This is a genomic window from Bartonella sp. AP72JLCBS, from assembly GCF_042195705.1.
GTDB lineage: Bacteria > Pseudomonadota > Alphaproteobacteria > Rhizobiales > Rhizobiaceae > Bartonella.
Genome location: NZ_JBHIOU010000020.1, coordinates 1 through 12,650 on the forward strand (window position 1 = coordinate 1; position 12,650 = coordinate 12,650).

Genomic DNA, 12,650 nt, shown 5'->3' on the forward strand with positions numbered 1-12,650 from the left:
TTTGCCAGCTCCCAATGTTGCGACAGCCCTTGCATTAAGACGGTTCATAAGAGCCATTTTTAGTCCTTTCTTATACAGTTTTTATCCATACACTCATCCCACTTGTTATGTGCAAATGAGTGGTTTTGATTGATTCAAGATAAACAGATTTGAAATGAGAGAATCCTACGTTATTCGGGACTCTCATTCAACATACAAAACAGTGAATTATCATTATAAATCAATACCTTGTCCAAGTAGGAAAGCATCACGAACAAACATGCCCCAATTGATAAAGCTTAATCGCGTGAAAGAGCGACAACAGGGTCAAGCCGTGAAGCTTGCCGCGCTGGAGAAAAGCCAAAACATATTCCTATGAGGGTTGAAAAAGTAAGAGACATAATGATCGATTCAATAGTATACACCAAATGAATAGGTGCCTTAAACAGAAGAAACAAGCCACCGATAGAAAGTCCAAGCAAGATCCCCAAACCACCACCAATCACACAAACCAAAATCGCTTCAATGAGAAATTGCTGTAAAATATCACTTTGCCGTGCACCAACTGCCATACGCACGCCGATTTCATTGATCCGCTCAGAAACTGTGACCAACATAATATTCATCACCCCTATACCCCCCACAACCAGGGAAATAGCTGCAATTGAAGAAATTAAAAGTGTTAAAATATTTGTACTCTCCATAACACGTTCACGGAAAAATTCAGAATTTCTAATGAAAAAATCCTCCCCGCCATGCCGCATAATGAGAAAACGTTTTATCATGGTCTCCGCTAAATATGAATCAATATCATCAGCAATCCTAACAATAATTGCACGAACTTCTGTTGTACCAAGAAAACGCGTCTGCACTGTTGTATAGGGTAAATAAAGCTGTAAAGTATTTGATGTATCTCCACTTGCATTATTTTGCGAATCAACAACACCAATAATACGCGCAGGAACATTACCCACATTCACCACCTTTCCAAGGGGGCTTTCATGGCTATGGGGGAAAAGAACAGACAATGCTTCTTTCTCGATCACGAGATCAACCGCCCGATCATGGACACTTTTTTGATCAAAAAACTGTCCTTTGAAAACTTTGAGCCCCTGTGTCTGAAAAAATTGTTCTCCCACCCCCGCAATAATGGCATTGACTTCAACTGCACCAAAACGCACTTTCGAGCTTGCTGAAATCTGTGGTGTCACACCAGAAACATAAGGTAATCCAGACAAGGCTTCTGCATCAGCTTCAACCAAACTGGTTATTTTTTCTGCTTGTGGATCAGAAAAACTTTTACCAGGAAAAATGGTTAATGTATTAGTACCCAAACTTTTAAAATTTTCCAGAATTTTCTCTCGTGTACCATTCCCTAAAGCCACCATAGCAATAATCGCCCCAATACCGATAATCACCCCAAGCATTGTTAGAAAAGTCCGCATGCGATGTGCATTCATTGCCAACAGAGCCATCACAAACGCCTCACGGAATCGCTCAACAAAAGAACGAAAAAAGCCCAGTTTTTGTTGGCCTTTTAGATTTTGTTGTTCCTGAAAAGATTTTCCACCAACTTTTGTTTTTGCAACCCTTGACCGTTTATCAGCAATAATTTCCCCATCACTGATTTCGATAATACGCTCTGCTCTTTCAGCCACCTGCATATCATGGGTTACAATGATAATGGTACGCCCCTCTTGATGAAGTTCATCCAAAATATGCAATACTTCTTGCCCACTCTTTTTGTCCAATGCACCAGTTGGTTCATCTGCAAGAATGACCTCCGCATTATTCATGAGCGCCCGAGCAATAGAAACACGTTGTTGCTGACCACCGGAAAGCTGATTTGGACGATGATTTATCCGATCACCCATGCCCAAACGCGTTAAAAGATCCTGTGCCCGCTTTTTCCTTGCTTCCACGGCACATCCCGCATAAATAGCCGGAATTTCAACATTACCAAGAGCTGTCAATTCATTCAACAAATGGTAACGCTGAAAAATAAAACCAAAATGATTACGTCGCAAAGCCGACAATTCATCCGCAGAAAGGGAAGCTGTTTCTTTACCAGAGATCCAATAACGACCAGAAGTTGGACGATCAAGACAGCCTAAAATATTCATCAAGGTCGATTTACCTGAACCGGAAGCACCTACAATTGCCACCATTTCACCACGTTTAATGGTAAGATTGATGTTTTTCAAAACGGTAACAAACGCTTCGCCCGCAGGAAATTTGCGCACAATATTTTCCAAGACGAAGACAGCATCTGCTTGATTTGTGCTCATGCTTTAACTCTCGTCTTCGCTATGCATGTGAGAAGACTCTGGCATCACTCCATCAGACGAACTGGTGACGACGACATCACCCTCGTTAAGTCCTGAAATAATCTCTGCCATAACCTTATTATTCAACCCAACGCTCACCTGTTTAGTAACCACCTTATTTTCCCCCACCAAAACAGAAACCCATGCTTTACGCTCTCTTGTCTCATCGCGTAAAGCATCACTTGGAACCAACAAGACATTCTGCGCGTGCCCTAAGATAATATGAACTTGAGCAGTCATATAGGTTCGCAAAAAATTGTCCGCATTATCAACATGTAGAATTCCATTGTAATAGATAGCCGATGATATTAAAGCACTAGAACCACTCACCATACCAGGATTAATACTCACATCAGCACGAATTGCTTCAGGAGCCGGCTCTACTTTTTCTAAAACGCCTTCATAACGACGCTGTGAATTACCTAGAACTGTAAAATAAAGTGGTTGTCCAGCTCGGACTTTAAGAACATCTGCTTCTGAGATTTGCGCCTTGATCGTCATCTTTGATAAATCACCCAAAATAACAATCGTTGGCGCCGACTGAACCGCATTCACATTCTGCCCTTCTTCCACAACTGTTGCCAAAACCGTTCCCGCTGAAGGGGCAGTGATGCGTGTATAACCTAAATTAACCTCTGCACTCTCCACATCAATTTGTGCTTGCACAATCTGCTGACGAAGTTGTTCAATTTGCGCCTCGCGTATTTTCACCTGTGTCGTAGCCTCATCGAGGTTCGCACGTGAAACCGCACGTGTTTCAATCATTTTTTTCTGACGCTCTAAATTTTTCTGTGCAAGAGAAAGATAGGCTTCTTGTTCTACCAAACTCGCATAATAATGCGATAATGCTGCTTTTTTTCTTTTTAAATCATTTTCCTGATCTGTAGGATCAATTTCTGCCAAGAGATCGCCTTCTTTCACAACACTCCCAGGGGAAACATGCATTGACACCACACGCCCTGTTGCTCGCGCACCAACAGCCACCAACCGGTAAGGACGTACAAGACCAGAAGCTAAAACACTTTCCTCAATATCCCCACGTTTCACCACCGCTGTTATATAAGTTGGAGCAGATGTTCCAAAAAAAACAGAACGTAACCATAACAACAAGAGAATGAGAAATATAGCAGTTAAAAAGAAGGAAAGTTTTTTGTGTTTTGTAATGAAATTTTTGAGTAAGTTTTTTTTCATTTCCCTACCTTTGCACGCGAACGAGGTGCATTATCAACGACTTCTGGACGCGATACATCAACAATGCCATCCCAGCCCCCCCCCAATGCTTTCATCAACGTGATATATTGCGTAACCAAAGAAACACGGCTATCTTTAAGCGCCATTTGTGCAGAATAATAAGAGCGATCAGCATTTAACAATTCAAGAAAACTAGTATTTCCATTCTCAAAAAGGTTCCGTGAAAGTTTTAAGGAATGAAGAGAAGCTTTATTCGCAACGATTAGCTTTTCTAAGCGTTGATGTTCCTTCGTTAATCTTACAAGCGCATTTTCTACATCTTCTAAAGCTTCCAACACAGCAGCTCGATAAGTAATAAAAGCTTGATCACGCTGCGCGCGCGCTACCGCAATAGAAGCCTCGACCTGACCTCCATTAAAAAGAGGAAAACGAAGACCAGGTCCAAAAGACCAGCCAATCGTTGAATTTTTCCATAATTGATCAATTGCCGTTGCTGCTGTCGAAATATTACCTGTTAAAGTAAGTGATGGATAACGATCTGCTTCACGTTGACCAATCCGTGCTGTCGCTTGCGCATATTGACGCTCTGCCCGTCGCAAATCTGGACGTGTTAACAAAATATCGGCTGGAATTCCTGCTGGTATCGGCCAGCGTGGTTGTGGAATCTTTGCATGCTTAGCATTTTTTTGTAAAAGATCCTTCAATGCCGTAGGCACACGACCAGTTAAGACAGAAAGGCGATGAACGCTCATTGCTAAATTCGCTTCCATCTGTGATATATCTGCTTCTGTATTTGCCATTTGTGCTTGCGCATTTGAAACATCAAGCTCAGAAACATCACCAGCTGTTAATCTAGCGCGCATCAGTTCATAAGTTTTACGTTGTGATACAGCAATTTGCCGCACAATAAACAACTTTTGTTGCCAACCACGCATTTGCACATAATTTGTTGCCACATCTCCTAGTAATGTCACCATGGTAGCGCGCATATCTTCCACAGCCGCATCAAGGCCATAACGCGCCGCTTCAACCGCACGTTTATGCCCACCAAAAAAATCAAGCTCCCAGCTTGCATCAAAACCACTACTATACTGGTTGAACAATGCATCAGACTGTCCAGAACGACTACGGGTTCCTGAAATTGAATTGGACACATTTGGCAAAAGAGTTCCCACAACCTGTCCTAAACCCGCACGCGCCTCACGTACCCGAGCTTTGGCAACAGCAACATTATTATTTCCAGAAATCGCGTAATCCATTAACGCATCTAGAACAGGATCATTCAAATGCCGCCACCATCCGGCAAGCGCAACGGGCTGCCCAGCAGTCTGTGCAGATTTTTCTCCCCAAACTGCTGGAACACGAAAAGATGTTTTCTGGTAATTAGGACCAACCATACATCCTGACAAAAGCAAACACAACAAGACACTAAAAAATAATCCACGAGAAGCGCCCCATTTGAGATTTCTGATATACATCCAGTCTCCCGCATTCTTTCAGAATCATTATTTAATATTAATACTTTATTTACCTCTTATTTCAAACTTGACGTGAAAAATCAAATACAGTTTGCACAGGAATATGATCTGAAGGACGTTCCCATCCGCGCGCATCACGAAAAATCGAAAGATCTACAACAAAAGGGGCTAAATCTTGAGAAGACCAAACATGGTCAAGCCGCCGCCCATAATCGGTAAATGCCCAATCGCGAGCACGATAACTCCACCATGTGTAAAGCTTGGTAGGAACAGGAATATGCAACCGCATCAGATCAACCCATCCACCTTGACAACACAAATCCTGTAAACGCTCGGTTTCAATGGGAGTATGGCTTACAACCTTCAACAATTGCTGATGAGACCAAACATCCTCTGCCAAAGGAGCAATATTTAAATCTCCCACCAAAAGAGAAGAAAGACCATCGCCTTGATCCGCACGAATGGAGGACATTTCTTCTAAAAAATCAAGCTTATGACGAAACTTTTCATTCACATCAGCATCAGGGATATCTCCCCCAGCAGGAACATAAAAATTATGAATCCGCAAGCTTCTCCCATGGGCTTCCACAATAACTGAGATATAACGGCAATCTTGGTTTTGGCAAAAAAAACGCTTTTCTACCTTTTTAAAAGGCAAACGAGAAACAATAGCCACCCCGTTATAAGATTTTTGTCCACTCAATGCGATATGCTTATAACCCGCTGCTTCAAAAGCCTCCACTGGAAATAAAGCATCTGGACATTTTGTTTCCTGTAGACACAAAACATCTGCGGAAAAGAGTTCCAAATACTGAAAAACCTGTGCAAGACGCAAACGAATAGAATTAATATTCCAAGTCGCAATACGAAAGAACATTTGTTTTAATCCAAATAACGTAACACTCTTTCTTCATTTCTTCGAAGGAAGCGTGAACATCCCATTAGCGAACCGGACGTCTGTCCGCACATTCATAACCTGCACAGTAGTTTCCAAATTTTGTTGGTCAACAATTGTCCACTGCCGCAAAGCAGAGCCTTTAGAATCAAAAACCATCCTTATTTGCCCTGCCCCAATCGTTTTATCACGCAGAACAATCGTCACAGCCCCTGGATCTTCGCGAAATGCCAACAAGCGCCCAGAAGATACATCAATTTTATCATCCAACAAAAACTTCATTGGCGTTTGCGAAAGTTGTGAAAAGTTCCAAGTATTCAAAGCCCGATTGTTAATACCCACAAATTGGCCATCTGCAATAATTTGTAAAGGCATTTTTTTGTAAATGAAACGAATTTTCCCTGGACGCTCTAAATAAAATGTCCCCTGAGACATTTTTCCCTTTGGACTAAACTGAATAAAATCACCTGTCATTGTTTTGATTGCCGCAAAGTGATTCACAACATTTTGCGCCTTTATCACTTTATTAGATACTTGCGAAAAAACAGGAAAAGTTAAACACCAAAAGATAATAATTCCCACCAACCCAAAGATTCTTCTTTGCGGTAAAAAAGACGTTTTCATAAAAAATGCTCCCAAGCAATACTTAATTGACTTTATAATTCATAACTTAAGTGATCAACGACGAATAAATACCCTTCTTTATAAGATAAAGATATTGTTTGAAAAAAATATCAAAAGATTTTTAAAAGTATTCTTCTTCGACAGTCTCCAAAACTTTTCGCTTACCCATATCATTTACTGGACTAATGATGCCTTCTTCTTCCATCATTTCAATCAATGTTGCAGCACAGTTATAACCAATGCCTAAACGACATTGAATATAAGAAGTTGAAGCCTTACGATCACGAAGCATAATAGCAACAGCTTGACAATAGGAATCATCTGCTAAAGAAACATCCCTCTATTTCTTGCGATCTCTTTCGGTATCGTTTCCAAATAACCAGTCTGCGTTTATGTTTCCGAAATCATCAAATTTTCCTGCTTATCTGCTGATTTTCTAAACGCATAATATATTCTTTCCCACCCCTAATCTATGAAGCAACATAAATTATAGTCAATACATAATGGATTAAGGACTAAACATATTACTCGCGAACATGAAAGCTCTTTTAAGTATCAAAAATGCTTTTTTGACTTCCTTCCCACCCAAAAGAATAAAAATCTTCATCCGAACCACTCTGTAAACAGTTTGGAGTTTAGCAAATTTCACTTAGCTTCCCACCCCATATAATTCATTTATATTAAGACTCGACAGATCAGCCTTGCCCTAAATATTTAGAGCGCACTTAAAAAGACACTTAAATACCAAACCTTACATGCTTTTACCCCCCTCTACACTCGCAATGACATTATTTTATACCAAGATATTGATTTATAATAATTTATCTTTTTAACTTAAATCATAACGCCAAAGACAATAAGATTCTTTCATCACATACTCTCTCATATTGAATCAATTCAAATCATTTGCTTGCACGTTACAAGCAAGGTTGGTGTATGGATAAAAGTTATATAAGATAAAGAATCCCCTTATAAGGAGTCTCAAGTACCAAGGAGCTATCGCAAATTGAGAGCTGGTATATGAAAATGCAGAATTTCTACGATACAATAGGATAAACACTTGTTTTACAAGGTATTATAAAAAACAACTATAAAGATTTTTCAAAAGCGCTCTTCTTCAGCAGGCACTAAAATTTCTCGTTTCCCTGCGTGATTTGCTGGACTAATAATACCTTCTTCTTCCATCCTCTCAATCAATGTCGCAGCGCGGTTATAACCAATGCCTAAACGGCGTTGAATATAAGAGGTCGAAGCCTTACGATCACGAAGCACAATAGCAACAGCTTGACTATAGGGATCATCTTCTGAAGGAGAAGACAAAGAAACATCAGCACCATCCTCTTCAACTTCTTGCGTAATTGTTTCTAAATAATCCGGTCGTGCTTGCGCTTTGAGATGCGCAACAACCTGCTCCACTTCATCATCCGCAACAAAAGGCCCATGCACACGCTGAATACGTCCTCCTCCCATCATAAAGAGCATATCTCCTTGTCCCAATAATTGCTCGGCCCCCTGTTCGCCTAAAATTGTTCGGCTATCAATTTTTGAACTCACAGAAAAAGAAATACGTGTAGGAAAATTGGCTTTGATCGTCCCAGTAATAACATCGACAGAAGGACGCTGTGTCGCCATAATTACATGGATACCGGCAGCACGTGCCATTTGTGCTAAACGTTGAACCGCTCCTTCAATATCTTTACCAGCAACCATCATCAAATCAGCCATTTCATCAATAATGACAACAATATAGGGCATAGGACTAAAATCAAGTGTTTCCGTTTCATAAAGAGGCTCACCAGTCTCGCGATCAAATCCAACTTGAATTGTCCGCACCATTGTCTCTCCCTGACTTGCAGCTTCCCTAAGACGTGCATTAAACCCATCAATATTACGAACACCTAGTTTTGACATTTTACTATAGCGTTCTTCCATTTCACGAACAGCCCACTTTAAAGCAATCACGGCTTTTTTAGGATCTGTCACCACGGGTGTTAATAAATGGGGAATGCCATCATAAACCGAAAGCTCAAGCATTTTCGGGTCCACCATAATGAGACGACATTGTTCAGGTGTCATACGATAAAGCAATGATAAAATCATTGTATTGATAGCAACAGACTTTCCCGATCCTGTTGTACCAGCAACCAAAAGATGGGGCATTTTTGCTAAATCTGCAACAACAGCTTCCCCCCCGATTGTCTTACCCAAAGCAAGTCCTAGCTTGGCTTTGCTGTCAATAAATTCTTGCGCCTGCAACATTTCTCGTAAATAAACCATCTCACGCTTTGCATTGGGCAATTCTATTCCAATAACATTACGTCCTGGAACCACCGCAACACGCGCCGAAATCGCACGCATCGAGCGTGCAATATCATCTGCCAAACCAATGATACGGGAAGACTTAATGCCTGCTGCCGGTTCAAATTCATACAAAGTTACCACCGGTCCAGGACAAGCATCTATAATTTTTCCTTTGACCCCAAAATCTAACAAAACCCCTTCAAGCTCCTGAGAATTTGCTCTTAAAACAGCAGGAGAAAGTTTTGCATCCTTAACAGACGGTGGTGGAACCGAAAGATAATCTACAAGAGGAAGAACAAAACCACCCTTTGAAGAAGCTGTTAAAGACTTTCGATTTTTAACAGGAGAAACATAGGCTTTATTTTGATTTTCCTCACACTTTACTTTTTCACCTAAAAAAGTTGGCTCAATCCGATCAAATGGCTTTCCTTGCCCTTTACTCTGAAAACGCCTTTTGAAACAGAATAAACGAAAAAAACGCGCTTGTAAAAAATAAAAAAGATGCAAAAGAGCGCCACAAGTTGTCGCAAAAAAACCATGATTTTCACGATCCTCCTCTGCGGCATATTCCGTATCTTCTTCCAACTCAAAGACTGGATTAACGATTTCGTCTTTTGGAATGCTTTTTTCTTTTCTTTTCTTTGTTCGACGCCGCCATATCACATTACCAGCAAAAGCAGCGGTGAAAAAACCTAAAAGAATAAAAACAACACTGAAAAACACCGTGTAAGGAGGAGAAAGAAAAAGAGGAAAGACTGAAGAAGCAACACTTAAAACTTTATCTCCTAAAACCCCTCCCAATCCCATTGGCAATGGCCAATAAGTAAAAGAAGCAACAGGTGACATAAGGGCAAAAGCAATTAAAAAACAAATCGTTGATAGCACCCATAAAAAAAAGCGCAAAGTCAAATTGTAGATATTCTTTTGCGCCAACAAGAGAAAAGACCAAAATAACGGTGGCAACAAAACAGAAAGACTTGCCAAGCCAAAAAACTGCATAATAAAATCTGAAAAAATTGCCCCCATCCACCCCATAAGGTTTGTAACCTCATTTGTACTTGCATGGGTTAAAGATGGATCCGCAACATTCCACGTCGCCAAAGCAAACACACAAAAAATAATAAAGCCCAAAAGCCCGAGCCCAATAAATACTCCTATCTGACGTAAAAACATCTCAATAAGACGCGAACCTTGAGAATTTCGCACTTCTAATGAATCATAAGGAGAAGAACTTCGGTGCATCTATCAATTCCAAATACAAAACTTTCATATTTTAAAGAGTTATAACTCCCTCTCTCTCTTAAAAAAGAATGAAGCTTAAACTCTGTGCCGATTTGTAAACAAATCGCCTGTAAACAATCCGACTTCTTATCTAGCGCGTTCTACCTTCTAACCACTTCATATCATTCATATACCCACCACCCTAAGAGACAATCCTTCATAAGGCGCACAAAAAGCTCTCCCTGAATATTTATCAAACGATCAACCAAAAAACACCTCATGTGTAAAGTGTTACATGGGTGCTATAGGCACCTTCCTAAACAAATAATATTTTTTACGCTACACCATGATAACGGCAAAATATGAATACTGTTTTAACCATCACGAATGACCACAATTTTTATCTATCATACTAACGAAATGGCCCCTTTCAGGACAAGCATACTGAAGCAACTCACACAACTAAAAAAATACACAACCATCTTTGTTTATTTTTAGTTTTCTTTTTTATCAACCAAGTGTAAAAAGAATTGAAGAAGATATTTAAAAAAGCTTATCCGATAAATCTGTAAGATGAATCACATAAATGATTAAGCAGAAAAACTCTGAAAAACCAATCTGTCATCAGATTGGCGCTAAAAAGAAACCTCGTTTTTGTAAAGCAGAGAGAAAAGTAAAGGTTAAGATATTTTAGCAATGTAAAAAGATATTCTTTTTAAAAGAAAGCAAACTATAAACAATGGAAGAAGTATTGTGTGTTCTAATCGCAATAAAAATGTACAACCCAATAAAAAAATTAAATCTCATAAAACTAAACAATGTGATCTGCTCATTGCAGGGGGGGCAGCTGTCGGTTTAACCCTAGCGATAGCACTCAAGCAAACAGCCCCTAATCTGAAAATAAAAATCGTTGATGCTGCTCCACAAGGAGATCCCGCTGCTTCTAACATACGAACCATTGCCCTTGCTGCTGCTTCTATTCGTATGTTAAAACAATTACAATGTTGGGAATCTATAAAACTCTATGCGCAACCCATTCATTCAATGATCATCACAGATACAAGCACAAATGATCCTGTCAAACCCACTCTTTTAACCTTTGAAGGCGACATTAATCCCGGCGAGCCCTTTGCTGCTATGGTAGAGCATAGAGAACTCATCAACACTTTAAAAAAACGTGTCAAAGGTCTCAATATCCCTGTTATTACAAACACCCGTGTCATTGATTTTCATCAAGAAGATCAACATACAACCGTCACTTTAAATAATGAAGAGGTTTGGCAAACAAAATTGCTTATTGCAGCTGACGGAGCCCATTCGAAATTACGCCAAAAAGCTGGTCTGAAAAATTTTTCTCATCCCTATAAACAAACAGCAATCATCTGCACAGTTGAACATGAAAAACCCCATAATGGTCAAGCAATTCAACATTTTTTACCTGCCGGTCCTTTTGCTCTTCTCCCTCTCAAAGGCAACCGATCCGCCATTGTGTGGAATGAAGATCATAAAACTGCGCAATATTATCTCAAAGCTGATACACTTATTTTTGAAACAGAACTCGAAAGACGCATTGGCCATCGATTAGGCAAACTCTCTTGGGATGGCGAACGTCAAGCTTTTCCTTTGAGTCTTTCTTTAACACGTCAATGCGTTAAACCACGTTTTGCTCTCGTTGGCGATGCCGCCCATACCATCCACCCCATTGCAGGACAAGGACTCAATTTAGGATTACGCGATAGCGCTGCGCTGGCTGAAGTGATTATTGAAACAGCACGACTAGGTCTTGACATTGGCTCCCTCACGGCTTTAGAGCGCTATCAAAGCTGGAGACGTTTTGAAATTGTCCGTATGGCTTTAAGCAATGATTGGCTTAATAAACTCTTTTCTAATGATAGCCTTCTTTTACGGATGCTCCGCGATACCGGACTTGGAATCATTAATCAAGCACCAAAAATAAAAAAATACTTCATTCAAGAAGCTGCCGGACTCTCTCCAAATGCCCCACGTCTTCTACACGGCTTCCCACTTTAAGAAAAAATTCATACTATTTTACAACCTTTGCCTTCCTCCTTCAAAGAACAAAAAATTCCTATCTCATCCAATCTGTTTACAAACCGGATTCCTGTCGAGTAATTTTTTCTTGACTTCCTCCTCCCATATTTCACTTAACATAAAACTCGACAAGCAAGCTACATTATGAGAGTATTCACTACGCACTGAAAAAAACGTTTACTATCTCTACAATGCATTGATTTATAATGATAATCTATCGTTATTCATATTGAATGAGAGTCCCGAATAACCTAAGATTGTCTCATTTTAAATCAGTTTATATTGCTTCAATCAAAACCACTCATTTGCACATAACAAGTGGGATGAATGTGTGGATCAAATTTATATAAGAAAGGAGTAAAAAATGGCTCTTATGAACCGTCTTAATGCAAGATCTGTCGCAACATTGGGGGCTGGCAAATATAATGATGGTGCTGGCTTGTTACTTCATAAGCGTAAAGATGGAGGTGCTCAATGGATTTTACGGTATACCCTTCACGAACGTCGTCGTGAAATGGGCTTGGGAGCGTTGCGAGATGTCTCTTTAAAACAAGCCCGTGAATTGGCAACTGGGTGGCGTTC

8 protein-coding genes and 1 pseudogene are annotated in these 12,650 nt (G+C 40.1%); 2 read left to right on the forward strand and 7 right to left on the reverse strand.

Annotated features, from left to right (window positions below):
• Positions 1–278: 278 nt before the first annotated feature.
• From ACFILO_RS08405 to ACFILO_RS08435, 7 genes and pseudogenes are all read right to left on the reverse strand, one after another.
• Complete coding sequence (locus tag ACFILO_RS08405) at positions 279–2,267, reverse strand: MacB family efflux pump subunit (protein ID WP_375632079.1); 1,989 nt, start codon at positions 2,265–2,267, stop codon at positions 279–281.
• Between the two features lie 3 nt (positions 2,268–2,270).
• Positions 2,271–3,497, reverse strand: a complete 1,227-nt coding sequence (locus tag ACFILO_RS08410; RefSeq protein ID WP_375678124.1) for an efflux RND transporter periplasmic adaptor subunit — start codon at positions 3,495–3,497, stop codon at positions 2,271–2,273.
• Positions 3,494–4,975, reverse strand: coding sequence for an efflux transporter outer membrane subunit (locus tag ACFILO_RS08415; protein ID WP_375678125.1), 1,482 nt, complete (start codon positions 4,973–4,975; stop codon positions 3,494–3,496). Before ACFILO_RS08415 ends, ACFILO_RS08410 begins: the two co-directional genes overlap by 4 nt.
• 61 nt (positions 4,976–5,036) lie before the next feature.
• Positions 5,037–5,852, reverse strand: coding sequence for an exodeoxyribonuclease III (locus ACFILO_RS08420; protein WP_375611707.1), 816 nt, complete (start codon positions 5,850–5,852; stop codon positions 5,037–5,039).
• A gap of 33 nt (positions 5,853–5,885) precedes the next feature.
• Entirely contained in the window at positions 5,886–6,494 is a 609-nt protein-coding gene (locus tag ACFILO_RS08425; RefSeq protein ID WP_273790530.1) for an outer-membrane lipoprotein carrier protein LolA, read from the reverse strand.
• Between the two features lie 121 nt (positions 6,495–6,615).
• Positions 6,616–6,872 (reverse strand): annotated as a pseudogene (locus ACFILO_RS08430) (DNA translocase FtsK); the annotation flags it as partial.
• Positions 6,873–7,595: 723 nt separating this feature from the next.
• Positions 7,596–10,037 carry a DNA translocase FtsK 4TM domain-containing protein gene (locus ACFILO_RS08435; RefSeq protein WP_375649746.1) on the reverse strand — a complete coding sequence of 814 codons (2,442 nt, stop codon included), beginning with the start codon at positions 10,035–10,037 and terminating at the stop codon, positions 7,596–7,598.
• Between the two features lie 732 nt (positions 10,038–10,769).
• Here ACFILO_RS08435 and ACFILO_RS08440 point away from each other — a divergent pair.
• Both ACFILO_RS08440 and ACFILO_RS08445 read left to right on the forward strand, forming a co-directional pair.
• Positions 10,770–12,047, forward strand: a complete 1,278-nt coding sequence (locus ACFILO_RS08440) for a ubiquinone biosynthesis hydroxylase (RefSeq protein WP_375678126.1) — start codon at positions 10,770–10,772, stop codon at positions 12,045–12,047.
• Positions 12,048–12,432: 385 nt separating this feature from the next.
• Positions 12,433–12,650, forward strand: a 218-nt coding sequence (locus ACFILO_RS08445) for an Arm DNA-binding domain-containing protein (protein ID WP_375678127.1), incomplete at its 3' end; no start/stop codon positions are given.